This is a genomic window from Shimia sp. MIT1388, from assembly GCF_047124445.1.
Lineage (GTDB): Bacteria > Pseudomonadota > Alphaproteobacteria > Rhodobacterales > Rhodobacteraceae > Shimia.
The window spans coordinates 749188-774214 of the sequence record NZ_CP138921.1 but is presented as its reverse complement, the minus strand read 5'-3'; the positions used below and the strand labels follow the sequence as shown (position 1 = coordinate 774214).

29 protein-coding genes and 1 tRNA gene are annotated in these 25027 nt (G+C 57.5%); 12 read left to right on the top strand and 18 right to left on the bottom strand.

The annotated features are described in order from the left end of the window. The first annotated feature begins 121 nt into the window (after positions 1 to 121). Positions 122 to 2464, top strand: coding sequence for an ankyrin repeat domain-containing protein (locus SIB92_RS03825; RefSeq protein WP_412554567.1), 2343 nt, complete (start codon positions 122 to 124; stop codon positions 2462 to 2464). Between the two features lie 50 nt (positions 2465 to 2514). Here SIB92_RS03825 and SIB92_RS03820 read toward each other — a convergent pair whose 3' ends face one another. The 3 genes from SIB92_RS03820 to SIB92_RS03810 form a co-directional block, all read right to left on the bottom strand. After that, positions 2515 to 3831: a TRAP transporter large permease gene (locus SIB92_RS03820; RefSeq protein WP_412554566.1), complete on the bottom strand. Its 1317-nt coding sequence runs from the start codon at positions 3829 to 3831 to the stop codon at positions 2515 to 2517. After that, positions 3828 to 4412, bottom strand: a complete 585-nt coding sequence (locus tag SIB92_RS03815; RefSeq protein ID WP_412554565.1) for a TRAP transporter small permease — start codon at positions 4410 to 4412, stop codon at positions 3828 to 3830. Before SIB92_RS03815 ends, SIB92_RS03820 begins: the two co-directional genes overlap by 4 nt. A gap of 175 nt (positions 4413 to 4587) precedes the next feature. Beyond that, a tRNA-Leu gene (locus tag SIB92_RS03810) sits at positions 4588 to 4673 on the bottom strand. Positions 4674 to 4840: 167 nt separating this feature from the next. Between SIB92_RS03810 and SIB92_RS03805 the strand changes: the two genes are divergently transcribed. Then, positions 4841 to 5419: a YqaA family protein gene (locus SIB92_RS03805; RefSeq protein WP_412554564.1), complete on the top strand. Its 579-nt coding sequence runs from the start codon at positions 4841 to 4843 to the stop codon at positions 5417 to 5419. Next, positions 5416 to 5883, top strand: coding sequence for a disulfide bond formation protein B (locus SIB92_RS03800; RefSeq protein ID WP_412554563.1), 468 nt, complete (start codon positions 5416 to 5418; stop codon positions 5881 to 5883). Before SIB92_RS03805 ends, SIB92_RS03800 begins: the two co-directional genes overlap by 4 nt. Before the next feature lie 23 nt (positions 5884 to 5906). On the opposite strand, the gene SIB92_RS03795 is transcribed toward SIB92_RS03800, so the two are convergent. Beyond that, positions 5907 to 6332, bottom strand: coding sequence for an Lrp/AsnC family transcriptional regulator (locus tag SIB92_RS03795; RefSeq protein WP_412554562.1), 426 nt, complete (start codon positions 6330 to 6332; stop codon positions 5907 to 5909). 118 nt (positions 6333 to 6450) lie between these two features. On the opposite strand from SIB92_RS03795, the gene rocF reads away from it, so the two are divergent. Then, positions 6451 to 7377, top strand: coding sequence for an arginase (gene rocF, locus SIB92_RS03790; RefSeq protein ID WP_412554561.1), 927 nt, complete (start codon positions 6451 to 6453; stop codon positions 7375 to 7377). Between the two features lie 19 nt (positions 7378 to 7396). Further along, a complete protein-coding gene (locus tag SIB92_RS03785; RefSeq protein ID WP_412554560.1) occupies positions 7397 to 8443 on the top strand; it encodes an ornithine cyclodeaminase in 1047 nt (348 codons plus the stop codon). 21 nt (positions 8444 to 8464) lie between these two features. Here the strand turns inward: SIB92_RS03785 and SIB92_RS03780 are convergent, their stop codons facing one another. After that, positions 8465 to 9223, bottom strand: a complete 759-nt coding sequence (locus tag SIB92_RS03780; RefSeq protein ID WP_412554559.1) for a heme-dependent oxidative N-demethylase family protein — start codon at positions 9221 to 9223, stop codon at positions 8465 to 8467. A gap of 166 nt (positions 9224 to 9389) precedes the next feature. Here SIB92_RS03780 and SIB92_RS03775 point away from each other — a divergent pair, with 166 nt between their 5' ends. Beyond that, complete coding sequence (locus tag SIB92_RS03775) at positions 9390 to 10601, top strand: alpha/beta fold hydrolase (RefSeq protein WP_412554558.1); 1212 nt, start codon at positions 9390 to 9392, stop codon at positions 10599 to 10601. A gap of 9 nt (positions 10602 to 10610) precedes the next feature. On the opposite strand, the gene SIB92_RS03770 is transcribed toward SIB92_RS03775, so the two are convergent. Both SIB92_RS03770 and SIB92_RS03765 read right to left on the bottom strand, forming a co-directional pair. Then, positions 10611 to 10916, bottom strand: coding sequence for a hypothetical protein (locus tag SIB92_RS03770; protein WP_412554557.1), 306 nt, complete (start codon positions 10914 to 10916; stop codon positions 10611 to 10613). A 12-nt stretch (positions 10917 to 10928) separates the two neighbouring features. Next, positions 10929 to 11486 carry a hypothetical protein gene (locus SIB92_RS03765; protein WP_412554556.1) on the bottom strand — a complete coding sequence of 186 codons (558 nt, stop codon included), beginning with the start codon at positions 11484 to 11486 and terminating at the stop codon, positions 10929 to 10931. A gap of 165 nt (positions 11487 to 11651) precedes the next feature. Between SIB92_RS03765 and purB the strand changes: the two genes are divergently transcribed. From purB to SIB92_RS03750, 3 genes are all read left to right on the top strand, one after another. Beyond that, positions 11652 to 12956 (top strand): adenylosuccinate lyase, encoded by a 1305-nt coding sequence (gene purB, locus SIB92_RS03760; RefSeq protein WP_295178594.1) that lies wholly within the window; start codon positions 11652 to 11654, stop codon positions 12954 to 12956. A 143-nt stretch (positions 12957 to 13099) separates the two neighbouring features. Continuing rightward, a complete protein-coding gene (locus SIB92_RS03755; RefSeq protein ID WP_412554555.1) occupies positions 13100 to 13636 on the top strand; it encodes a tetratricopeptide repeat protein in 537 nt (178 codons plus the stop codon). A 66-nt stretch (positions 13637 to 13702) separates the two neighbouring features. Next, positions 13703 to 14782 carry a flagellar motor switch protein FliG gene (locus SIB92_RS03750; RefSeq protein WP_412554554.1) on the top strand — a complete coding sequence of 360 codons (1080 nt, stop codon included), beginning with the start codon at positions 13703 to 13705 and terminating at the stop codon, positions 14780 to 14782. Between the two features lie 15 nt (positions 14783 to 14797). Here the strand turns inward: SIB92_RS03750 and SIB92_RS03745 are convergent, their stop codons facing one another. Continuing rightward, on the bottom strand, positions 14798 to 15508 hold the full coding sequence (locus SIB92_RS03745) for a DUF1223 domain-containing protein (protein WP_412554553.1): 711 nt from the start codon (positions 15506 to 15508) through the stop codon (positions 14798 to 14800). A gap of 193 nt (positions 15509 to 15701) precedes the next feature. On the opposite strand from SIB92_RS03745, the gene rpiB reads away from it, so the two are divergent. Then, positions 15702 to 16142, top strand: coding sequence for a ribose 5-phosphate isomerase B (rpiB, locus tag SIB92_RS03740; RefSeq protein ID WP_412554552.1), 441 nt, complete (start codon positions 15702 to 15704; stop codon positions 16140 to 16142). 74 nt (positions 16143 to 16216) lie between these two features. Here rpiB and SIB92_RS03735 read toward each other — a convergent pair whose 3' ends face one another. The 10 genes from SIB92_RS03735 to yajC form a co-directional block, all read right to left on the bottom strand. After that, positions 16217 to 16768 (bottom strand): DsbE family thiol:disulfide interchange protein, encoded by a 552-nt coding sequence (locus tag SIB92_RS03735; protein WP_294118771.1) that lies wholly within the window; start codon positions 16766 to 16768, stop codon positions 16217 to 16219. Next, complete coding sequence (gene ccmD, locus SIB92_RS03730) at positions 16765 to 16914, bottom strand: heme exporter protein CcmD (RefSeq protein WP_412554551.1); 150 nt, start codon at positions 16912 to 16914, stop codon at positions 16765 to 16767. The genes SIB92_RS03735 and ccmD overlap by 4 nt, the downstream gene beginning before the upstream one ends. Then, entirely contained in the window at positions 16911 to 17663 is a 753-nt protein-coding gene (locus SIB92_RS03725) for a heme ABC transporter permease (RefSeq protein WP_412554550.1), read from the bottom strand. Before SIB92_RS03725 ends, ccmD begins: the two co-directional genes overlap by 4 nt. A 90-nt stretch (positions 17664 to 17753) precedes the next feature. Further along, positions 17754 to 18410 carry a heme exporter protein CcmB gene (ccmB, locus tag SIB92_RS03720; protein WP_412554549.1) on the bottom strand — a complete coding sequence of 219 codons (657 nt, stop codon included), beginning with the start codon at positions 18408 to 18410 and terminating at the stop codon, positions 17754 to 17756. Further along, positions 18407 to 19027 carry a heme ABC exporter ATP-binding protein CcmA gene (gene ccmA, locus SIB92_RS03715; protein WP_412554548.1) on the bottom strand — a complete coding sequence of 207 codons (621 nt, stop codon included), beginning with the start codon at positions 19025 to 19027 and terminating at the stop codon, positions 18407 to 18409. The genes ccmB and ccmA overlap by 4 nt, the downstream gene beginning before the upstream one ends. 235 nt (positions 19028 to 19262) lie before the next feature. Then, positions 19263 to 19634 carry an Mth938-like domain-containing protein gene (locus SIB92_RS03710; protein ID WP_412554547.1) on the bottom strand — a complete coding sequence of 124 codons (372 nt, stop codon included), beginning with the start codon at positions 19632 to 19634 and terminating at the stop codon, positions 19263 to 19265. Positions 19635 to 19638: 4 nt separating this feature from the next. Then, positions 19639 to 20388 carry a TSUP family transporter gene (locus SIB92_RS03705; RefSeq protein WP_412554546.1) on the bottom strand — a complete coding sequence of 250 codons (750 nt, stop codon included), beginning with the start codon at positions 20386 to 20388 and terminating at the stop codon, positions 19639 to 19641. Positions 20389 to 20392: 4 nt separating this feature from the next. Further along, positions 20393 to 21361 (bottom strand): protein translocase subunit SecF, encoded by a 969-nt coding sequence (gene secF / locus SIB92_RS03700; protein ID WP_295178572.1) that lies wholly within the window; start codon positions 21359 to 21361, stop codon positions 20393 to 20395. A gap of 3 nt (positions 21362 to 21364) precedes the next feature. Then, positions 21365 to 23026, bottom strand: coding sequence for a protein translocase subunit SecD (secD, locus tag SIB92_RS03695; RefSeq protein ID WP_412554545.1), 1662 nt, complete (start codon positions 23024 to 23026; stop codon positions 21365 to 21367). 30 nt (positions 23027 to 23056) lie between these two features. Then, positions 23057 to 23341 carry a preprotein translocase subunit YajC gene (yajC, locus tag SIB92_RS03690; RefSeq protein WP_412554544.1) on the bottom strand — a complete coding sequence of 95 codons (285 nt, stop codon included), beginning with the start codon at positions 23339 to 23341 and terminating at the stop codon, positions 23057 to 23059. Between the two features lie 171 nt (positions 23342 to 23512). Between yajC and SIB92_RS03685 the strand changes: the two genes are divergently transcribed. Beyond that, positions 23513 to 24397, top strand: coding sequence for a hypothetical protein (locus SIB92_RS03685; protein WP_412554543.1), 885 nt, complete (start codon positions 23513 to 23515; stop codon positions 24395 to 24397). A gap of 36 nt (positions 24398 to 24433) precedes the next feature. Next, positions 24434 to 24997 carry a pentapeptide repeat-containing protein gene (locus SIB92_RS03680; protein ID WP_412555792.1) on the top strand — a complete coding sequence of 188 codons (564 nt, stop codon included), beginning with the start codon at positions 24434 to 24436 and terminating at the stop codon, positions 24995 to 24997. Positions 24998 to 25027: the final 30 nt, after the last annotated feature.

Here is a 25027-nt window from a genome sequence, read left to right as displayed (position 1 = left end):
GCGATGTGTCCGAATTGCCAGTTCTCGGATTGCCCGCATTTTATGCATTGGAAAGTCAATTTTCAGAGTCTCTCAACTTCTTCTCGCTAGTCGATATGGACCAACCAGTGGGAGCTGAAAATTGGATCAACTAGTAAAAGCCGCCTCCGCCGAAGACCTCTTTGCGCTGATCGACGCGGCACCAAATGACGTTCAAACCGGCCCGCTTGCAGGGCTGATGAAGGACGGCGATATTTCTGACCTGATGCTATCCGTGGCCGCTGGCGATTTTGACGCGGTGCGCGAAAACGCCAAAGTGGGCAGCGGCGTGAACTTTCAAGGCGCCTTTGGGACCAGCCCGCTGCTGTTTGCGGCCACCTTGAAAAAGCCAACAATCTTCCGGTTTTTGGTCGAAAACGGCGCGCGGATTGACCTGAACCTGACCGCAGATGCCTCTGCCGTGACCTGGGCAGCGCGCTATGGCTCGGTGGAGACCATGGCGGCGGTTATCGAAGTGGCCCTCAAACGGGAAGAGCGCTCCCACGCGATTTTCTATCAGGCGCTTGAAGGCGCGGCGCAGGCCCATGATCCGGCTGCAAAACTGGATCGTTTGGTCGGCTTCGGCTTCAATTTCATACTGCAAAGCCCACAAAAGTGGGGCCCGATGCATGTTGCGGCCCGCTTGGGCAATGTGGATGTCATCCAGAAGCTGGTCGGTTTTGGATTGGACGTTTCAGATCCGGGTGATGGCGGTCTCACACCATTGCATGTCGCCGTGGAAGCCTCAAACTACGAAACTCTCAAAGCCTTGGCAGCCCATGGCGCCGACCTGAACGCTCCGGCCAATCGTGGAGAAACTCCAATTTTTTGTGCCACAAGCGATGACGGCGGACGTATGTTTGACGCGCTGGTCGAGATGGGCGCTGACGCGACCGCGCGACGGAAAGATGGCGGAACTATCCTGCACAAGGCTGCGGCGGCGGGCGATGTGCGCCTGTATGAGCGTCTGATTGGCAATGGCATTGGCCTTGAAGATCAGGACTCCAAGGGCAACACCGCGCTGCACACCGCCTCTGCAGCCAGCCAGTTGGTGGCAATGCGCAAATTGCACAGCCTGGGTGCGGATATGGAGGCGTTAAATGCCCGTGGCGAGACGCCGATTTTCCTGACCATCAACGCGGACAATCCGGCAGCTTTCCGGGCTCTGGAAACCCTGGGGGCAGACCTGACCAAACACCGCAAATACGGCGCCAGCCTACTGCATGACGCAGCGCGTTGGGGACGTATGGAAGTGCTGCAAACCTTGCTGGAACGCGGCGTAGACGTCGACAGCAGAAACGAGTTTGATGAGACCCCGCTGCATTTTGCTGCGAAATTTGGCCATGTCGAGGTGATCAAGAAACTGCATGAGTTTGGCGCCAATCTGGAAGCCGAAAACAAGCAGGGCGAAACGCCGATCAACAGCTCGATGGAAGCCTTGGGCCGCGTGTCCTTTGCGACATTGTCACAGCTTGGCGCCAACACCAAAACGCTCAACCGGTTTGGCGAGGGATTGATTCACTCCTCCGCCCGCTGTTCGGACTTCGAAATCTTTGAAAAAGTGATCGAAGAAGGTGTGGACGTGAACGCCACGTCCGAGATTGGCGAAGGGGCTTTCCATTACGCCGCGCGCTCCCCGCTGGCACAGAAGAAGTTCGAGGTACTGACTCTCTTGGGTGCCGAAATCGAAGCGGAGGACGATCGCGGTCGCACGGCGATGCACTCGGCTGCGGAAGCCAAAAACATGCCGGGCATCAATGCGCTTTATGACATGGGGCTGAGCCCTGTGGCGCAGGACAAGCAAGGCGTGACACCACTGCATTTGGCCGCTGGTTCGAGCCGCTCGGAAGGCACCAAGGCGATCAAAACACTGGTTGGTATGGGCGCAGATCCCAACGCGGTGGACAGCAATGGGCGCACGCCTTTGCACGCTGCCGCCGAATCCGGCCACGCCAGCAACATTCGCGCATTGATCAAGCTCGGCGCAAAGATCGACGTGGTTGATCCAAACAAGAACACCCCCCTTCACCTCGCTATCATTGCGGAGAAAAAAGACACCGCTGACGAGCTGTGTAAACAGGGTGCCAATATGGACGCGCGCAACGCGGATGAGCGTAACCCGCTGCATCTGGCAGGTCAGGCGCAGACCCGTCGTATGGCGCTGATCAACCTGTTGATTGAGCGCGGGGCGGACATCAACTGGCGCACAGGCCTGGGTGAGACCGTGGCGCATATGATTGCGGAAGACGACGATCTGAAGCCGGTGGTTCTGATCCGTCATATGGAAGAACTGGCGGATCTGGGTGTCGACTTCTACTTCCGCAACCGCAAAGGCCTCGGCGCACTGCAAATTGCGCAGGAACACATCGAAAGCTTCGGCGAAGAGTGGGAACGCAAGAAGATCGCCGAAATCCGCAAAAAGCGCGGACGGGTCAGCAAGAAGTGATGCTTCAAGATTTAAAAAGGGCGGCCACTTGGGCCGCCCTTTTTGTATCTCTACCCCGGAAGCAGGAACAGAGTGATCGCCGGGAAGGCCACCAACAAGACGACCCGGACAATGTCCGACCCCACAAACCAGATCACAGCACGATAGGTCTCTACCATCGGGGTGCTGCGATCCATCGCATTGATGATGAAAAGGTTCATGCCCACAGGCGGCGTGATCAGCCCGACCTCAACCACGATCAGCACCAGAATGCCAAACCAGATCGCCACATGCTCCGCGCTCATGCCAAAATCCAGGCCCAGGATTACCGGGAAGAAGATAGGCACGGTCAGCAGGATCATGCTGAGGCTGTCCATCAGGCAACCAAAGACCAGATAGAACGCCAGGATCAGGCAAAGCACCATCCACGGTCCCAGACCAAGTCCAATCACCCAATTGGACAGTTCCTGAGGCACCTGGCTAAGCGCGAGGAACCCGTTGTAGATGCCTGCTCCCAACACGATGAAAAAGATCATCGCAGTGCTGGTGGCGGTGGAGATGATACAGTCTTTCAGGATGGCCCACGTCAGGTTGCCTTTGACCAAGGCGATCAGGCCCGTGCCCGCCGCCCCCACAGCTGCGCCCTCGGTTGGGGTGAACCAGCCAAAGTAGATGCCGCCCACCACAGCCCCAAACACCAGTAGAACCGGCCAAACATCCAGAAGCGCGCGATAGCGCTCCGCCAGTGGCACGGCCGGCCGCGTCCCTGCCGCGTCTGGATACAGGCGCACATAGATCGAGATGGTCAGCATGTAGCCCAAAGCGGCCAGGATCCCGGGGATGAAGGCAGCAAGGAAAAGCTTGGCGATGTTTTGTTCGGTGAGAATGGCGTAGATCACCAGGATCACTGAGGGTGGGATCAGGATGCCCAAGGTGCCGCCCGCCGCCAAAGTTGCAGTGGAAAAGCCGCCCGAGTAGCCATAGCGGCGCATCTCTGGCAGGGCCACGCGACTCATAGTGGCCGCTGTGGCCAAAGACGAGCCACAGATCGCACCAAAGCCCGCACAGGCCCCGACAGACGCCATGGCGACGCCGCCCTTCTTGTGCCCCAACCAGCTCTCCGCTGCTTTGAACAGTGCTTTGGACATGCCGGATTGGGTTGCGAACTGCCCCATCAGCAAAAACATAGGAATGATGGTCAGCGAGTAGCTGGAGAAAGTTGTGTAGGTCTCTGACTTCAGTTTGGCCAAAAACATGTTGGGATTGCCGGTGACCATGTAGAGCCCGCCCAATCCACATAGCATCATCGCAAGCCCAATAGGCGCGCGCAAGAAAATCATTACCAGCAGGACCGGAAACGACAGGTAGCCCAGTTCCAAGTTCGTCATTTTGCCGTCTCTCCAATCGCGGTCATGGAGCCGCGCCCTGTCAGGGCCGACCAGATGCGCATGGCCGCGCAGTATACTGACACCAATGAGGCCACACAGGCTGCCGCAAAGCTGGCGGCATAGGCCCACCAGACCGGAAATTGCAGCAAAAAGGTGGTTTCGCCATAGGCGTATTTGCTTTGCAACCCGGCAAACAAACGCCAGGTGATCAGCACGATCACCGCCGCCAGCACACATTCCCAAAAGGCGATCAAATAGCGATTGGCGCGTTGCGGCAGAAAATTGGTGAAGACATCCACGGTGGCATGGGCACCATGCAACTGGCAGATCGGCAGGAAGGCAAAGATGGCAAAGGCCACTCCGGCTTCCAGCAACTCAAAATCGCCATTGACCGAGCCAACCCCTGACGTTTGCAGCCACGTGGCAAAGCCATTGGCGATGCGCTCCAAAAACGCCGTATGCGCCAGGGTGCTGATGGAGCGCCCCAGAATACTCACACAAGTTAGTAGAATTAACGCAGTAAGCACCAAGCCGCCAAGAATCGCTGTGCTCTGCGCAATGGCGCGGATCGCCCTGTGCATATTGCCTCTCCCCCTGCCCTTTGAGGCCCCACCCATGGTGCGCCTACCCAGTTGATGCATAGTGCTAGGGGGCCAAGGTTGGGTTTTCCAGCAATTTTGTGGGATTCGCGGAAAAAAGTGTGACACATGCAAACAAACCTGTACGCGTTTGTAACAAATAGATCTGTCAGCGAGGTGGTGCCCAAGGAGAGACTCGAACTCTCACGATGTTGCCATCGGGGGATTTTGAATCCCCTGCGTCTACCATTCCGCCACTTGGGCCACGGGTTTGATTTAGCCAAGGATGGGAGGAAGGTCCAGCCACAAAACGAAAAGATTTTGATCTGCGGAAATTTGCAAACCGAGACGTGATCACAATTTATTTGCTTGCACTTCAAAGGCAAATGCCTAGGCAAGACAGAACACTAGACAGGCCAAAGAGACTTTTCATGCTGCAACGCCTATACGACTGGACCATGCGCCTGGCAGATCATCCACGCGCATTGTGGGCCTTGGCCATTGTCAGCTTTGCCGAAAGTTCGTTTTTCCCGATCCCACCGGACGTTTTGATGATCCCGATGATTCTGGCCCGCCCCAGCCGAGCGTGGCTGATCGCGCTGGTGGCTCTGGTGTCTTCGGTGATCGGCGGATTGTTTGGCTACGCCATTGGCTACTTCGCCTTCGAAACCATTGGTGAACCAATTTTGCAGTCGCTGGGCAAAGCCGATGCGGTGGCGGAGTTCTCCACACGGTTTAATGACTTTGGCTTCTGGGCCGTCCTGGGCGCTGGCATCACGCCTTTCCCCTACAAGGTCATCACCATCATGTCCGGCTTCACCCACATGCCATTGGCGACATTTATGGCGACCTCGGTTTTGGCCCGCGGCATCCGATTCTTCCTGGTGGCGGCGCTGTTGCGCAAGTTCGGCGAGCCAGTGCGTAACTTTATCGAAAAACGCCTAGGCCTTGTGACCACTCTCTTCCTGATCCTGCTGTTTGGCGGCTTTCTTGCGGTGAAATATCTATGAAACGGACACAAAAACTGGCCTATGTGCTTTTGACCGGCTTCTCGGTGGCGATGATCCTCGGGGCCTGGGGCTTTGAATTCATTGGCGAAATGCCGCCCTGCAAACTGTGTTACTACCAGCGGTACCCACATTGGGTGGCCGCAGGCGCGGGCTTGTTGGCAATCGTGACCGGCCTCGGGCTCTTGGCCTATTTGGCGGCGGCCGGTGCGGCGGTGTCCGGGATCGTGGGCCTCTATCACACCGGCGTTGAGCGCAAATGGTGGGAAGGGCCTTCCACTTGCACAAGCTCGGATGTGTCGAACATGAGCGCTGATGATCTGTTTAACCAGATCATGTCCGCCCCGCTGGTGCGGTGTGACGAGATTCCCTGGGAGCTCTTCGGCCTCTCCATGGCCAACTACAACGCTTTACTGTCTCTTGGCGCCGCGGCCCTCTGGGTCTACGCCATCAAAAAACTCAAATAAGTCAGTTGGTAACGCGCAAGCCCTCAACCGGATTTGCGCGTTGACAACAGCAAGTTGGTTTCACTTGTTGCGACCCCATCCAGACGACGGATTTGCGTCAGCACGTCATCCAAGTGATCCAATGTATCGGTGCCAAGCTCCAGAATGAGGTCCCAACGCCCGTTGGTGCTGTGGATGGCGCGTACAGCGGTCAAACCAGTCAGTTGGCGAACAATCCGGTCGGTGCCGCGCCCTTCGATGCCCAGCATCATGAGACCACGCACTGGATCGCTTTTGGCGTCTTCCTGCAGGACCACGGTAAAGCCAACAATGTCGCCGCGTTGATGCAAGCGTTCAATTCGGCCGCGGACTGTGGTACGGGACACACCAAGGTCGATGGCCAGATCCGACAAAGACGCCCGTGCGTCATGGCGCAGCGCCGAGATCAACTTCCGATCAATATCGTCCATATTGCGCAGCCCTCACTGTCGATTTGAGAAATCACTGCTCGTTATGTGCAAATTGAGGGGTGTAAATCAACCCATTTCGGAAGGATTTTTTCCCAAATCGCCGAACATGGGATCAAGAATGACACAGAAAAACTGCTTATTGGTGGGCGCTCCGGTGGACAGCGGCAAACGCCGCAGAGGCTGCTTGATGGGCCCCGACGCCTACCGCACCTCCCAATTGGGCGAAACCTTGCAAAATTTGGGCCACAGCGTTCAGGACCTTGGCAACCTGTCCCCGGCTCCGTTTGAACCGGACGCGCAGGATCACGAGTTGCACGCCCTCAACGAGACTGTCGCCTGGACCACTGCGCTCACTGAGGCGGCAGAAACCGCCATGCGTGACGGCTTCCCAATCTTTATGGGGGGTGATCATAGTTTGTCAGCAGGCACGGTGGCCGGTGTTGCCAATCACGCCGCCAGTCAGGGCCGTCCGCAGTTTGTTCTGTGGCTGGACGCGCATACGGATTTCCACACCCCGCAAAGCACGGACAGCGGCAATTTGCATGGCACGCCCGTGGCCTATTTCGCCGGTCGTAAAGGATTTGATGCCTTCCCAGTTGTCAAAAACCCTGTGCCCGAAGAAAACATCTGTATGATTGGGCTGCGCTCGGTGGACGATGCGGAGCGCGAAACGCTGCAGGCAACCAAGATCCGCCGTCACGACATGCGCGAGATCGATGAAAACGGCATTGCCCGGCCGCTTGCGGCGTTCCTGGAGCATGTGGCGGCCCAGAACGGCATGTTACATGTCTCGCTCGATGTCGACTTCCTTGACCCCTCAGTGGCACCAGCCGTCGGTACCACGGTTCCGGGGGGCGCAACCGTCCGTGAAGCGCATCTGGTGATGGAGATGCTGCATGACAGCGGGCTGATGACCTCGCTCGATTTGGTGGAGCTCAACCCGTTCCTGGATGAACGCGGACGTACAGCCAAGCTGATGGTCGACCTGGCCGCTTCTGCTCTTGGCCGCCGTGTGTTTGACCGCCCGACACGCAGTTTCTCGTAATCTTTTGGGGATCAACTAAATGACACAACCCTCTGAAAAAGCTCTCGTTCCCTTTGTTTCGGTCGACAATATGATGCGCCTTGTGCACCATGTGGGCGTGGAGCAAATGCTCAAGGATCTGGCCGACTATGTCGAAGAGGACTTCCGTCGTTGGGAGCTGTTTGACAAAACCCCACGTGTGGCGAGCCACTCTGATGTGGGCGTGATCGAGCTTATGCCGACCTCTGACGGTGAGGCCTATGGCTTCAAGTATGTAAACGGTCACCCCAAGAACACCGCCGAAGGATTGCAAACAGTAACCGCCTTTGGCCTGCTGGCGGACGTTTATACCGGCTATCCGGTGCTGCTGACCGAGATGACCATTCTGACCGCCCTGCGCACAGCCGCGACCTCCGCCATGGCGGCCAAGTACCTCGCGCCGAAAGGTGCACACACGATGGCGATGATCGGCAATGGCGCGCAGTCGGAGTTTCAGACGCTTGCGATGAAAGCCATCATCGGCCTGAAATCTGTGCGACTCTATGACAAAGACCCTGCGGCCACCGCGAAATGCGCGGCCAATCTGGAAGACAGCGGACTAAAGGTTGTGGTGTGCAAAACGCCTGAAGAAGCCATTGAAGGTGCACAGATTCTGACCACCTGTACCGCAGACAAGCAATACGCCACCATTCTGAGCGACAACATGGTTGGCGCTGGTGTGCATATCAACGCGATTGGTGGGGATTGCCCGGGCAAGACGGAACTGGCCAAAGGCATTCTGGAGCGCTCTGACGTGTTTGTGGAGTTCCCTGAACAGACCCGCATCGAAGGCGAAATCCAACAGATGGACCCGGATTTTGCGGTCACGGAACTCTGGCAAGTGATCATGGGTGAGAAGCAAGGCCGTCGCGACGCGCGGCAGATCACCCTGTTTGACAGTGTTGGCTTTGCCATCGAGGACTTCTCTGCCCTGCGCTATATCCGCGACAAGGTGGCTCAGACACCGTTCCACGAAGATCTGGACATGCTGGCAGACCCGGACGATCCACGCGATCTGTTTGGCATGGTGCAGCGGGCAAAAGCCTAAACCTTTGTTGCGCCCGCTGCTCTATTGGGCCGCGGGCGCTTGCATTACCTGTTCACGCCGCACCATGAATGTGTGGATCGAGAACACCACCGCGTCTGTTTGAGGCAGGCGCAGAATGCACTGCTTTTCGGACCGCAGAAACGCGCCGGTTGTCGCGGGCACAGGATCACGTGGTGCGTCCTCCGGGCGTGGTGTGAACAACGATGGATCGTCATACCAGAGTGCGTTTTTGCGCCACAGCGGCCGGCCTGCCCGCACACCATCAAACAGCCGTTGGACCCGTTTGGCGATGTTGTCGTCATACTCTGCCACTGGCACATGTATCCCGATCAACGGACGCATGAATTTCTCCGACAAGGTCCAACTGGCCGGAAAGCACAACACCGCGCCGGTGAGCACATGTTCCTCGCCAACCTTTTGCATCAGACAAATATCTTCCTGAATGACCTGTCCAAGTGTACGCAGCGGGTTTGCGCGATCAATGGCAACGACACGCCCATCAGGACAGCGCACCTCTTGCTGCCCAACATCGAAATCAGCTCGGTCTGCCAGTTGATCCAGCGCCATGTCCAGCACTTCCTGCGCCGCAGGTAGGGCCTTTTCGGACAGGGCAGAAACCAGATCAGGTTTTTCGGATAACAGGCTGCTACGCAACGACATTTGCGCAGCGTAGGCATCATCTACGATCAACCAATCCTCGAGGTTTAAAGGCGCAATGCCGGGCAGCGGGCGGTCTGCCAAAGCGTCATAGGGAATGGAGGTCTGCAAGATTTCTGTCATGCCAACAGGCGTAGCGCAGCCAATCCCTTATGACATCAACAAACTTTGGTGCCGTTGCGTTGCGCCCTGCTCGCATCAGGTCACCTTGCCGTGAGATTGTGTGGCAGTGGCTTTGCTCCCCTGCGCTTCCGGCCCACATTGGGACAACACGACAAAGGAGCGCCTCATGCCCACCGAACGCATCACATTTGCCGGTTACGCCGGCGACATATTAGCCGCGCGCCTGGATCTGCCGGAAGGGCCACATCTGGCGACTGCGGTGTTTGCGCATTGTTTCACCTGCTCCAAAGATATTCCGGCGGCGCGGCGAATTGCGGCCCGCCTCGCCACGATGGGCATCGCCGTGTTGCGGTTTGATTTTACTGGCCTTGGACATTCCGAAGGCGAATTTGCCAACACGCATTTTTCCAGCAATGTGGCCGATTTAATTGCAGCGGCAGACTACCTCTCAAGCCGTGATATGGCCCCTGATTTACTGATTGGGCACAGCCTGGGCGGCGCAGCGGTCTTGCGCGCAGCCACGCAAATCGACACGGCAAAAGCGGTTGTCACCTTGGGCGCGCCCTCTGATCCTGCGCATGTGGCGCATCAGTTTGACGCGCATACCGATCAGATCACCTTCGATGGTCAAGCCACGGTGTCGCTGGGCGGTCGGCCGTTTGAAATCAAAAAAGCCTTTCTCGAAGACATATCCAATCAGAACCTCAGTAAGTGCATTGCCAGCTTGAACAAGGCCTTGCTCGTCTTGCACGCGCCTCTCGACGCCACGGTCAGCATCGACAACGCTGCGCAGATTTTTGAGGCCGCCAAACATCCCAAAAGCTTTGTCACATTGGATGACGCCGATCATTTGATCACCAATCCCAAAGACGCGGAATACGCCGCGGAGGTGATTGCCTCCTGGGTGGGACGATATCTGACACTGACTCCGCCTGCCCCGCCTCCTGGTGCGCCAGAAGGTGTTGTGCGCGTGTCAGAGGCCAATCCGGCAGGCTTTTTGCAGGATGTGAACGCCGGACCATTCCATCACGCCTTGGCCGATGAGCCCCTGGCCTATGGCGGCAGCAACCGTGGCATGACGCCTTATGGTTTTTTGTCGGCAGGCCTCGGCGCTTGCACATCCATGACCATCCGCATGTATGCCCGGCGCAAAAACTGGCCTCTGGACCATGTTTGGGTGGATGTGTGCCACGACAAGATTCATGCAGCAGATGCCGAAGCCCCGGCCGGGCAAAAAGTGGACCAGTTTCGCCGCAAAATTCACTTGGAAGGCGCGCTCACCCAAGAGCAGCGCGCCCGGTTGTTGGAAATCGCGGACCGCTGCCCTGTGCATCGCACTTTGGAGCAGTCCAGCAAAGTGGTCACGCAACTGGCGTGACCACGCCCCTTACCGTCGTGGCGACGGACGTGGCGCTGGCCGAGGAGTCGGTCGTGGGCGCGGCGTTGGACGTGTGACTGGTGGACGCGGTGCAATCGGGTGCACCGGACGTTCCGGTGGGCGCTCAATCGGGTGTTCCGGACGCGGCGGACGCTCCGGGCGCGGCGGATATGGACGGTAATAATAGTCGTTCCACATCATCGAGTCATAATAGGCCGAAGAGCCGCCGCCGCCGGTGTTCTCACAGGCACTTAACAAGGTCACACCCGTCGCCAAAGCGGCTAGAAGTTTCAAAGGTCTCTGAAAAGACTTCATAATCCGGCCTCCCTAGCGCGCTTTGATTGAAGTGAGAATGGCGTTCACGTCAGCTAGGGCGCTTTGGTCAAAGCCCTGAGACATGATGGTCAGCGCGACCACGACCCGACCGTTTTTGATGTCGAGCATGGTCACGTTGAAGGACACAGGCCGACCGTCCCGTCGCCCGGTGCCGGTGATCACAGTTGCCGGGTAGTTGCCAACGCGGCGGTCTTCGGCACTCAGGATCTCGGTGGTTTTGGCCAGCTGACCACTCAAACCGCGGGCGTATTCCTTGGCATCTTCCAGGGAACGGAACCGAGGCGGCGAAATCAGCCCCACCCAAACCCCGTGATCGCTCTCCGGTTCCAAGCCGAACACGCGCTCCACCGCTCGGATGTCCTCATCCCCGTCGGGAGACAACTCCCGAGGGCCACCCACGCGCAGCTTCCAGAAATCAGGCACATCCACCTGAAACACATTGCGGGATTGATCGCTGTAGACCACCTGGGTGTCCGCTTGCACCGCCATGGGCGCGGCCCAAAGCGCAGCACTCAGGAGCAGGCCGCCCAGCCTCAACGTCTTATGCATAAATGCCTCCAGTAAAATATCACGGCCATAGGACACTCAATCTAGGCGATTGTATAGGGGGTTCCGGAGGAAATCGCCGCATTGCAGCGTGAAAACCTTGCTGTTTTGGGTTGCACCGTCTAAACGGGCCGCGACCCCAATAGCTAACAATGCAAGGCTGAGATTATGATCCCGCGCTATGCCCGCCCCGATATGGTTGCCGTTTGGTCGCCTGAAACCAAATTCAAAATCTGGTACGAGATCGAGGCGCATGCCTGTGACGCACAGGCCAAGCTGGGTGTGATCCCGCAGGAAAACGCGGACGCGGTCTGGAAAGCCAAAGACGTAGAGTTTGACGTGGCGCGCATTGACGAGATCGAAGCCGTGACCAAGCATGACGTGATCGCGTTTTTGACCCACTTGGCCGAGCATGTTGGTTCTGAGGAAGCGCGCTTTGTTCACCAGGGTATGACCTCTTCCGACGTGCTGGACACCTGCCTGAACGTGCAGCTTGTGCGCGCCGCCGATATCTTGCTGGCCGATCTGGACAAGGTACTGGCCGCGTTGAAAAAACGTGCGTTTGAGCACAAAGACACCCTGCGCGTTGGCCGCTCCCACGGCATCCACGCAGAGCCAACAACCATGGGCCTGACTTTCGCGCGGTTCTACGCCGAAATGGACCGCAACAAGGCCCGCCTGCAGCAAGCGCGTGAAGAGATCGCCACCGGCGCCATCTCCGGCGCGGTCGGCACCTTCGCCAACATCGACCCAGCCGTAGAAGAGCACGTCTGTGAACAGCTGGGCCTGACCCCTGAGCCGATCTCCACGCAGGTGATCCCGCGTGATCGTCACGCCATGTTCTTTGCGGTTCTGGGCGTGATTGCCTCGTCGATCGAAAACATCGCTGTGGAAATCCGCCACATGCAGCGCACCGAGGTGCTGGAAGGCGCGGAATTCTTCTCCATGGGGCAAAAAGGCTCCTCGGCGATGCCACACAAGAAGAACCCGGTTCTGACCGAAAACCTCACCGGTCTGGCCCGTCTGGTGCGTATGACTGTAATCCCGGCGATGGAAAACGTTGCCCTGTGGCACGAGCGGGATATTTCCCACTCTTCCGTCGAGCGCGGCATTGGCCCGGACGCCACTGTGACCCTGGACTTCGCCCTGAACCGTTTGGCTGGTGTCGTCGACAAGATGTTGATCTTCCCAGAGAACATGCTCGACAACATGAACAAGTTCCCGGGTCTGGTGATGTCTCAGCGTGTTCTTCTGGCACTGACCCAAGCCGGCGTGTCCCGTGAAGACGCCTACGCCATGGTGCAGCGCAACGCGCTCAAAGTTTGGGAGGAGCGTGTGGACTTCCAGGAGCAACTTCTGGCGGACGCCGATGTTGTGGCCGCTCTGGGTGTTGATGGCATCAACGAGAAGTTTGACATGGGCTACCACACCAAACACGTCGACACGATCTTTGCCCGCGTTTTCAAAGACTAACGCGACGGCATAAAACCATCAAAAGGCGCATCCATCCGGGTGCGCCTTTTTTGTTTCTGCAATCTGACAGCTCCGTGATTTTTGCATCCGAAGGTGCCGTGATACCGTATCTTCAAAGAGTTATCTTTTGAGTGGAGTTCCTCATGACTTTGACGCGCGGACTGATTTCAATTGCGGTGGCGACCACATTGGCCACCCCTCTCTGGGCTGCGGGCAGCGGCTCGTCGGAGCCAAAACCCAAGACCGTGACCTGCACCAAGGGCAATGTCTTTAGCGAGAGCAAAGGCAAATGTGTGCCGCAGCAAGACAGTTCCTTGACGGACGAGGATCGCATCAAAGAACTGCGGGCACTGGCCTACGCAGGGCACACAGAGGAAGCGCAGGCCGTACTGGCAACTCTGTCGGATCAGACCTCTGACCAAGCGCTGACCTATTGGGGCTTTACACATCGCAAACTTGGGAATGTGGATGCCGGTTTGGTCTTCTACGACAAAGCATTGAAACAGAACCCAAATAACCTTTTGGCGCGCTCCTATCTCGGGCAAGCGCATGTGGAATCTGGGCGCTTGGATTTGGCGCGGCTTCAATTGAAGGAAATCCGCGATCGCGGCGGTGACGGCGGGTGGCCGGAAGCTTCGTTGGCGGAAGCCATCCGGACGGGCACAACTTTCAATTATTAACCATCTTCTTCAGGGTTTCTTTAGGCTTGGGTGATTGATTGGCGCTCAAGACATATGGAGACCTTGATGGACAATGCGATTCCTTTGGCGCCGCTGGGTGGCGTCGATGACATGCCGAGCTTCGGTGGCATGCGCAAAACCAATATCTCCCGCCCGCAGAAAGCGGCCATTATTGTTCGCTTTCTGCTCAACGAAGGGGCGGAGCTCGCGCTGGCGGAACTGTCTGATGATCATCAGGCGGACCTGACCTATATGATGGGTGACATGGGCTATATCGACCGGGAAACCTTGGCCGATGTGCTTATGGAGTTTGCCCAAGAGCTTGAATCGATTGGCCTCTCCTTCCCCAATGGTATTTCCGGTGCGCTCAGCGTGCTGCAGGGGCAAATCAGCCCGATGACCGAGGCGCGCCTGCGTCGAGAGGCGGGTGTGCGCATGATTGGCAACCCATGGGCCCGCATCAAAGAACTCTCCACCCAGGAATTGATCGAAATGGTTGATGGCGAGAGCATCGAAGTTTCTGCGGTCCTGATCTCAAAACTGCCGGTGGACAAAGCCGCCGAGGTGCTGGCCAAATTGCCAGGCGACAAGGCCCGTCGCATTACTTTTGCCATGTCGATGACCGAAAGCATTACGCCGGAAGCGGTGGATCGCATTGGCCTGACGCTGGCGTGCCAGATCGAAGATCGTCCGCCAAAAGCGTTCAAAGAGGGTCCGGAAGATCGCCTGGGTGCCATTCTCAACAGCGCCTCCACAGCCACGCGGGACGAAGTGCTCGGATCTCTGGACGAAAAAGACGCCGAGTTTGCCGATGCTGTGCGCCGCCGGATCTTCACCTATGCGCATATCGCGACACGCGTGAAGCCACTGGATGTGCCGAAATTAACCAAAGACATCGACGAAGGTGCGCTTGTCACCGCCATGGCCTACGCCACCGAAGGCGACTTTGGCATGTCGACCGAGTTCATCCTGTCCAACATGTCTGGCCGGATGGCAGATCAGCTGCGTGAAGCGATCGGCGACCGCGGCAAGGTGAAAACCAAAGAAGCCGAAGCGGCCATGTCAGAGGTCACCAAAGCCGTGCGCGAACTGGTCGAACTTGGCGAGATCGAACTCATCTCTGAGGATGATGACGACGACGAATAAACCTCGTTACGTCAATTACTTGATACGCGCGGCGGTCTCGATGGGGCCGCCGTTTTCATGTTGGATCAGCACCACAATGGGCGCGTCGCCTTTGACACGTACGTTGGTTGAAAGATCGCTGCGCCCGTTCCAATCCTTCACCGTCTCCCACTCGGACACGATGTTGGCGTAAGTCAAAACACGACCAGCGTTTTCGCCGCGTTTGATGGAGACTTTCTCCGCGGCTTTGTAGCGGATCACGTGCACCTGCATCGGGGCCGGCGTGTCCGTAGACGCTTTGATGCGCAGTTGGTTGCCGTCTCGTGTGATGGAGAGATCCACCGCAGAGCTGCTCTTGAAGTGGGATTTGATCAACCCCTCAACCTTGCCCGGATGGGTGCCAACCACATGATCTTTGCCGTTCACAATCATCTGCGGTGTGTAGACAGACCGATGGCCTGCTGCGCGGGCATAGGTGTGTTGACGCTCGGTGTAGGCCGGGTCCGCATGGATGTCTTTCCAGCCGATATAATCCCAATAGTCGACATGAAAGGCCAGAGCGATCACATCATCGCGCCTCGCCAGCTGCTTGTGGAAGTACTCGTCTGCGGGAGGACAGCTGGAACAACCTTGCGAGGTATAAAGCTCCACCACAACCGGTTTAACCTCTGCCAACACCGGCGTCGCCAGGCCAAGCCACAAAGCCGCGAGAGCGCCCGTTGTGCGGATGCCAATCTTTCCGATCATACCGAAGTCCATTCCATTGAGTGTGTCCCCGAAGACCGTTTTATGCGCACATGATGTGACATGCCAATCAAGGTTTCGCGAGAAAGAGTGAGCGTCACTTCGCGACCACAGCCCAAAGGCAACAGAGGCCAATTGCACTTGTTTGCCTTTGCCCCTATGGACGGGCCAACACTCACAAAAAGGTCTGCCACCTATGTCTGACACCAAACGCATCGTGCTTTCCAGCGACCACGCCGCCATCGACCTGCGCCAAGCGGTTGCCACCCATGTTGCCGCCAAGGGTTATGAGGTGGTCGACATTGGCCCCACCACCACCGAGAGCACCCACTACCCACTGCACGGCAAAGCCGCAGCGGAGCGCGTGGCCTCTGGCGATTGTGATCTGGGCATTGTCCTGTGTGGCACCGGCCAAGGCATCATGATGGCAGCCAACAAAGTGCCCGGTATTCGTTGCGGCGTGTGCTCGGACACATTTTCCGCTGCCATGATCCGCGCCCACAACAACGCCAACATGCTGTCGATTGGCGCTCGGGTTGTTGGTGAAGGTCTCGCGCTGGAAATTGTTGACGCTTACTTGGGTGCCGAATTCGAAGGCGGTCGCCACGGCACCCGTGTGGATATGATCGAGGGCTAAGCCCATAGTACTTAAAAAAAAGACCTCGGTGCGTTACCGCGCCGAGGCCTTTTTGTTTTCTTCAGTGCGGATCTTTAGTTCAAAGCTTCAAGCGCAGGACGGATGCGGCCTTCGACTTCGCGCTCGGTCACCGGGCCTGCGATGCGCAAAAGCACATTGCCGTCGCCATCAATCAGATAGGTCTCCGGCACGCCATACACGCCCCAATTGAGCGCCATGCGGCCGGTGGTGTCGGCCCCACCCGCGGTGTAGGGGTCCCCCAGTTCTTCCAGGAAACTCAGCGCGTTACCGGCCGCATCCTTATAGTTCACACCCAAGATGGTCAGCCCTTCGGCTTGCAACTGCATCAGGTTGGGATGCTCCACGCGACACGGACCACACCAGCTGGCCCAGAAATTCACCAGGGTTGGCTTACCTGTGCGCAAAGCACTGTCATCCCACATCTCTTTGTCGCCCAGCATGGTGATCTGAACGTCAGGCGCTTGTTCCCCAACCAAGGCGCTTGGCAGCTCGTTTGGGTTTTCGCGCTGCATGCCCAAAAGGAACATCGCTGCCAATCCCGCGAACAGCAGCGGTGGCAGGAACATCAGCGGTGAGACTTTTTTCTTGGCGGGAGTGTCGCTCATTTCCGGCGCCCTTCCACATCTTCAAGCTCTGCGCGGGCTTTGCGGGCGGCACGCAGGCTCCACCAGATCAGCCCCACAATCAGCAACAGCGACACAGCGTAGGACGACAAAACGGTGTCCGCGTATTTTCCCAGATCCGGCATCATGCCATGCGCTCCCGTGCCAGCAGCGCGCGGGTGCGCCGCTTGTGAATTTCCGTGCGGGTGCGCAACAGCACCAGCGCAATGAAGAAAAGGACAAAGCCAATGATGCACATCATCAGCGGGTAAAAGAACACGTTGGAGACCTTTTCCTCAGTGTCGGTGCCCGTCACCGCCCCGGCCCGCATGATCGACGCGCCCTGATGCAATCCCTGGTTCCAGAAGTTCACCGCATAGCGGCTCAACATGGCGAACACAGAGCCCACAATACAGAGCACAGCAGTAAGGTCTGCGGCGGTATCCGGGTTATCAATCGCTTCCCAGAGCGCGATGTAGCCCAGGTAGAACAGGAACAGGATCAGGAAGGACGTCAAACGCGGGTCCCAGGCCCACCAGGTGCCCCACATCGGCTGGCCCCAGACCGCACCGGTCCAAAGCGCGATCAAGGTCATGACCACGCCCACCGGTGCCGCAGCCTTCGCGGCCAACGCGCTCACATGGTGACGGCGCACCAGCCAGATCAGCGAGGTAACCAGCATCATGAACCAGATATTGATCGCCATCAGAGCCGAGGGCACGTGCAGGTAGATGATTTTCACGGTAGAGCCTTGGCGATAGTCATCCGGCGTGAAGAAAAACCCCCAGACCAATCCGACAATCGTTGCGATTGCGGCTAAAACGGCTACCGGCATCAGAAACCGCGACACGGTTTGGCTGAACTTCACCGGATTGGCATATTCCCAGATCGATCCCATGAGGGTGTCCTATCTTGTCGTCGTCAGGTGTGCACCTCACTTCCATGAGAGCACCGTTGTTGCCTTGATATGGGTTAAGCGGTCCGCGCGCTAGCGCAGATTCATCCGCAACACCAAGGCGCTTGCAAAAGGCAAAAGCGCGATCACGCCAAAGGTAATCCCCGCCAGCATTAATAGTGGCGTGGTGATGTCTTGCCCTTCCGCGCCGCGTCTTGCCAGCTCTGCACCAAAGATCAGCGTTGGCACGTAAAGTGGCAAAATCAAAAGAGAAAGCAGCAATCCACCGCGTTTGATACCCACCGTCAAAGCGGCGCCAAAGGTGCCAATCACGCTGAGTGCAGGCGTGCCAAGCGCCAGCGATGTCACCAGCCAGACAAAGCCTTGGGGCGGCAGATTGAGCAGCACGCCAAAGACCGGGGCTGCGACCACAAGCGGCACCCCGGTGGTGAGCCAGTGGGCCAGCGCTTTGACCGAGACCACGCCTTCTAGCGGCAATGGCGATGTGGCGACCAGATCAAGCGTACCGTCCTCCCAGTCCAGCGCCAGAATTCGGTCCAGCGACAGCAGGCAGGCGAGCAAGGCGCCAAGCCACAAAACACCGGGGGCAATCTTGGTCAGAAGGCCACTTTCCGGCCCTACTGAGAAGGGCACAAGTATCACAACAATCAGGAAAAACGCGATGCCGAGGCCAAAGCCGCCACCGGCGCGAAAGGCCAGTTTCAAGTCGCGCAAAAGCAGTGCCTTCATAGGAACGCCTCATCATAGCCGCTGACCGGCGCGTCACCTTGTTTGGCGCGGAACGGACCGACATCCAGCACAGTCACGTCCAATCCAAGGTCAATATGGGTTGCGAGTAAGGCGCTTCCACCCGCTGCCAGATGCGCCCGCACAGCATCGGCAAAAAGCTGCACGGATGCCGTGTCCAAAGACACAGTGGGCTCATCCAACACCCAGATTGGACGGCCAGTCACCAACAGGCGCGCAAGGCCCAATCGGCGTTTTTGACCCGCAGACAGGCTGCCTGCCAATCGGTTGCGCAAGTCAACCAAATCAAAGGCTTGAATGGCTTTTTCGATGTCCGACTGCGCAAAGACCTCCGCCCAGAAACGTAGGTTTTCCTCCACGGTCAGCATGGACTTTAACCCATCGCTGTGCGCGGCGTAGGCCACCGCCTCTTCCGGCGCATCCACCTCACCTTTGAAAGGCGGTTGCAGGCCGGCGACCGTGCGCAAAAGCGTGGTTTTGCCCACGCCATTTGGACCTTTTAAGATCAGCGCCTGACCGGGGGCAATCTCGAAGGTCAGCCCCTCCAAAACCGCCACGCCGCCGCGGGCCACGCTGACATCTTTGACACGTAAAATCATGTTCTGAGGCTTACCCCATCCCCTTGGCTGGCAAAAGGATTAACCTTTTGACCCTGCTGAATTTCGACGTCGGTATCACGTCTGTATCGTGGCTGTATCGCGGAGGTGGGGGTGCGCACCTTAACCTAAATCAAAGAGTGTGAACGCAGCGACCGTTGCGCAGCTCCAATTTTCTCATTCCCAAAATATCCCGGGGAGGAATTGGCCGCCTGCGGCCAAGGAGGGGCAGCGCCCCTCATTCTTTCGCAGCCTCTTCAACCGGCGACATCACCGCCGCCACGCGCCGGCCCTCGCTGACCAGCACATTGTAGGTGCGGCAGGCGGATGGTGAGGCCATTGGCTCCACGCCAATCCCCGCCGCTTCCAGGGTTTGGCGAAACGCGCTTTGCACCGGGGCCATATTGGCGCCCGTGCCCATCAGGATAAAGTCGATTTCATCCTTGAGGGCCAAGACCGCGTCCACGTCCTCATAGCCAGCCCAGCTGCGCGCGCCTTTGGCATGGATGATGGCCCCGCCCTTGATAACCTCGCCGCCGATGCGGAAAAAGCCGGTGCCGTAGCTGTCGATGGGAATCGCGTCTGCGTAGGTCACTTCGGTCATCTGCATGGGGTCATCCTCCGCCGCTTAGGAAAGGCAATCCAGACACCGCCGCGCTGGCGATAATCAGGTAGGCCACACCTCGGTATAGCCGCTCATAACGCGGATGGAAGAGCCAGCCGCCCAAAAGATTGCCCGCCATGGCCGGGATCGACAGCAACAGCCCCAAGACAAACGGCGCCGGATCAAAGCGGCCGAGGATCAAAAGGACCACCACCAACAGGATGTCATAGAAAAACAAATAGGCAGAGGTGTTGGCGCGGATCACCGACGGACCGTGCGGGCTGGCCATGTAGAACAGGATCACTGGCGGCCCCGGAAGGCCTGCGGCGCCCCCAAGAAACCCACCTGCCCCGCCGATGCCGTAGACCATCGGCTTGGTGACCGCACCGCGATAGCGAAAGCCGGACAGCAGCACGGCCAGCATCGCAATGGAAAGGATCGAGACCAGATAGCGGAATACGCTGGGATCGGTGCGAGTGAGCACAAACAACCCAACCGGCATCATCAGCACCACCCCAATCATCAGCCGCGCCAAATCGCGCTTGTGGCCATTACGTAAGGCCGCAGGGATGTGCACGGAGGGGGCTATAATGTCCATGCCTGCCAAGGTCACGATGGCCCAGAGGGGTGGCATGACCTGCGCAGCGATGGGGAGGTAAATCATCGCGGTGCCAAATCCGGCAAACCCGCGGACAATGCCGGCCACAAAGGCGGCAAGAGCAACCCAGGCGAGGCCTTCAAGGGCCAGCGCCTGGGTCAAGACATCAGGCGTCGATGTCAGCAAACTTGTTGCCAGCGGTGTTGGCCTGTTTGGACCAGTCGCGCTTCACGCCAAGTTTCAGAAGCGCTGCAGAGGCGATAAAGATCGACGAGTAGGTCCCAACAATCACACCCCAGATCATAGCGAAAACAAAGCCACGGATCACGTCGCCGCCCAACACAAACAGCGAGATCAGCGCCAACAAAGTGGTGGCGGAGGTCATCACGGTCCGGCTCAGGGTTTCGTTGATTGAGAGGTTCAGCACCTCTTTTAGATCCATCTTCTTGTACTTGCGCAGGTTTTCCCGCACGCGGTCAAACACAACCACGGTGTCGTTCAACGAGTAGCCCACGATGGTCAGGAGCGCCGCAATGATGGCGAGGTCAAATTTGATCTGCAGTTCAGAGAACACACCGATGGTCAGCACCACGTCGTGCACCAAGGCCATCACAGCGCCCACCGCAAACTGCCACTCAAAGCGCAGCCAGATGTAGACAAGCACCGCGCCAATCGCGAGCAGAACCGCGATCACCGCTGTGGTAATCAATTCGCCGGACACTTTTGGCCCCACGGATTCCACGGACACAAAGGTGATGTCCGGCGCCACGGTTTGCAGCTGGGCCTCAACCTTGCGGATCATGTCAGCGGTGACCGCTTCTTCGCCTTCTTGGGCTTGAATGCGGATCATGGTAACGTTCTGATCTTCTTCAAAAGTCACATCAAACACTTCGGTGATCGAAATGTCGCCCAGCTCCAACGGCTCCAGCGCGGCGCGGTAATCTGCGATCACCACTTCCTGTGCGCTTTCTGTCCGGATGGTGGTGCCACCCTTAAAGTCGATGCCGAAGTTCAGGCCCTGGATGAAGAAGCTTACCAAAGCCGCCACCATCAGCGCGCCGGAGATGCCAAGCCAAAGCGTTGGGCGGGAGAAGAAATCCCATTTGGTCTCTTGGGGAACAAGTCTCAAACGCATGGCTTATACCTCGATTGTCTTGGGACGGCGGCGTTCAAACCACATCACGATCAGCACACGCGTCACAAAGATCGCGGTGAAGACCGAGGTGAGGATGCCAAGGCCGAGCGTGATGGCAAAGCCGCGCACCGGGCCGGAGCCCACGGCAAAGAGGATCACAGCGGTGATGAAGGTGGTGATGTTGGCGTCCAGAATTGCCGACAGGGCTTTTTCATAGCCAAGCTCAATAGCGCGGGCTGGACCCTTTGCCGATTTCAGCTCTTCGCGGATCCGCTCAAACACCAGCACGTTGGCGTCCACCGCCATACCGATGGTCAAAACGATCCCGGCAATGCCCGGCAAAGTCAGCGTCGCGCCGATGAGCGACAGCAGACCAAAGATCAGGCCGACGTTCAGGATAAGCGCGATATTGGCAAAGACGCCAAAGGTGCCGTAGCTCAGGAACATAAAGACCAGCACGCCCACAAAGGCGACGATACAGGCAATGCGGCCTGCCTCGATGCTGTCTTGGCCCAGTTCCGGGCCAATGGTGCGTTCTTCGAGGAAGTTCAGTTCCGCTGGCAGCGCGCCTGCGCGCAGCAGCACGGCGAGGTTGGTGCTTTCTTCCACAGAGAAACGCCCGGTGATGATGCCGGAGCCGCCGGGAATGTGGCTCTGGATCACAGGAGCGGAAATCACCTCGTCATCCAGCACAATAGCAAAGGGGCTGCCGATGTTTTCCGCAGTGTAGTCGCCAAACTTACGCGCCCCGGTTGGGTTGAAGCGGAACGACACAGCCGGACGGTTGTTCTGATCAAAGCTGGGCTGCGCATCCACCAGCTCTTCGCCGGTCACAACGGGGGCGGCTTCGACAATGTAGTACACGCCCTCTTCGTCAATAGACGGCAGTACTTTGTTTCCTACACCGGCGGGCGCCTCCGCGTCAGAGGTGCGGCTCACAACCGGGTTGAACGTCAACTGAGCGGTGGTGCCGATGATCTCTTTCAACTCAGAGGCAGAGCCGATGCCCGGCACCTGAATGAGGATACGATCTGCGCCCTGACGCTGAATGGTCGGCTCGCGCGTACCCACTTCGTCGATCCGGCGGCGGATGATTTCCAGCGCCTGCTGCACCGTGCGCTCATCAGAGGCGAGTTTTTCCGCATCTGACAGCTCCACGATGATCATGTCGCCTTCGGTGCGCACCAGAATATCGCTGGCCCCTGCCCCGGTGAGCGAGGTCACCGGGCGCGACAGACCACGCACGAGGCTGGCGGCCTCCTGAATGGCTTCGGGCTTGGAGATTTTGAAGCGTAGCTCGGTGTCCGGACCAGGCTGCTGGCGGATGGTGCCAATGGTGGCCCGCTCGCCGCGCAGCAGGTCGCGCACTTCCGGCCAGAAGCTGGTCATGCGGGCGGCATAAACATCCTCGACCTGTACCTCGGCCAAAAGATGCGCGCCGCCGCGCAGATCAAGACCCAGGTTCACCAGACGAGATGGCAGGAAAGACGGCCACATCGCCGCCTGCTCCTCAAGCCCGTTGCCGGAGGCCCCCATTTCGATCGCCGCGACGGCGTCATTATGGGCCTCAACCCTCGGATAAAACGCGTTTGGCATGGCCAGAAGCAGGCCCACCACACAGGTGAGCCAGATCAGGACCCGTTTCCAAAGGTCAATTTGCAGCATGTCAGATGCCCTGTTGGTCTTGTTTTTGGGTTACTCGGCTTTGGCCGGTTCGGTTTTGGAAGTGACCTGAGCGATGGTGGATTTCACCACGCGCACTTTCACGTTTTCCGCCAGTTCAACTTCGATTTCCGCGTCGTCTTTGACCTTGGTGACCTTACCGATCAGACCACCTTGGGTCACAACCTGATCGCCGCGGCGCACGGCGGCGACCATGGCTTGGTGTTCTTTCATCTTCTTCTGCTGTGGGCGGATCAGCAGGAAATACATGATCACAAAGATCAGAATGAGCGGCAGAAACTGACCGAGTTCTTGCATAGGTTAAGGTCCCTCTAGATGGCGCGGCACAGTGCCCCGCAAAGTCGCAGGGAACCTATGGGGCTTGGGCCGTAGTTGCAAGGTGAGATGCGAGGAAATGCGCGGGTAGACCTCCCACAGGCACAACCCTAGAGTGACTTTGATATCGAGTGACACAGGTGAGCTATCAAAATGCTGCAAACAAACGCGCCGATGCTGCTTTGGGGACTGATTGTCCTTGGCGGGCTCACGGTCTGTGCGCTGCTGATCCAAGCAACCCTGAAGCATGCAAAGGAAGCGGTCAAAGCGCCAATTGAGAAACCGTTTGCGCAGCTTGGCATGGATTCCTTGCCCCTCTTTGTCTCGATAGTTCTGGCAATTTTGTGGTCCCTGGTCTTTCTACTTTTGGTGGCTGGACTGTTTGGCCTGATTTGGGACGTGTTGATGCAAGCCCCACCCACACGAGACAATGCGCAAGGTGTTTGGGACTGGCGTTTTCGGTTGGTGCAATTGACCGCCCTGACGACGGTACTGGGCGCGGTGGTGATTTTGCCGGTGACGCTTCAGAGGCTGCGGTTGACGAGAGAACAAACAGAAACCGCAATGGCGTCGCTTTTCAACGAAAAGATCACGGAAGCCGCAGCAGATTTGCACGCCCAAAGGCAAGTGACAAAGGATGTCGGTGGGAAGCTCGAAACGGTTTGGGAAGACGACATTGTGCGCAGAAACGCTGCAATTGATCGACTTGAAGGCTTAGTAAAGGAACAGCCCATTGAAGCTGCGAGAGTCTCGCGACTGTTGAGTGTGTATGTGCGCGAGTCTTCTCAAGCGGCCCAGACTTTTGAAACAGAAGTTGATCCTTTTCCACTGGTGAACGAGTGGCTGAGTGAAGTTGAAACTTTGGTAGAACATCTTCCTCTACCACGGTCTGACCTTCAAAATGCGGTCCAAGTTCTCGGGCGCCTCGCCCGAATTGACGGAGTTGAACCTAGTTCACTTTCAATAGATCTTCGAAAGGCAAATTTACAAGGTATGGATCTTTCAGGTCTCGACTTCGACAAGGGATTGTTTCGCTAAGCTGCGCTCGACGGAGCAAACCACTATTGTACGAGTCTGGTCGAAACTGACTTTGAAATGGCAAAACTTCATTGCACAAACCTCAGCTCGACCGATCTCGTTGGAACATTCTTAGAGGATGCTTCTCTTTCTAGGGCTAACTTAATCGGCGCCAAGTTGAACGGATGCCATCTGTCGGGAAGTCAGCTAATGGGCGCCAGCCTTTTCGCCGCGGACCTATCCCGCTCATCTGTGTTTTTAGTAGATTTCACTGGCGCTCGCTTGAACGAAACACTATTTTTGGGGTCTGATCTCAGGTCCGTCGATTTTTCTCAAGCCAAACTCGAAGGATCAAATTTTGACGGCGCGATTTTGGATTCTGTTACCTTTGACACCCTGACAGGACTAAAAAAGGTATCTTTCAAAGGGACTGCTCTCAAACACACGGATTTTAGATCTTTGGACGAAGGCGACCTGCCCTGGGACAACACATTTGGCGACGTAAACGTCGAGTTGCCCAAAGGGGTTAAGCGACCTAGCCATTGGCCAGACCAACAAATTTCATACGACGAATTTCAGGAAAGGAGACGAGATTGGATCGCGTCGCAAATCCGACAATGAACTAACGAACACAACCCTTCCCCTTCGTAG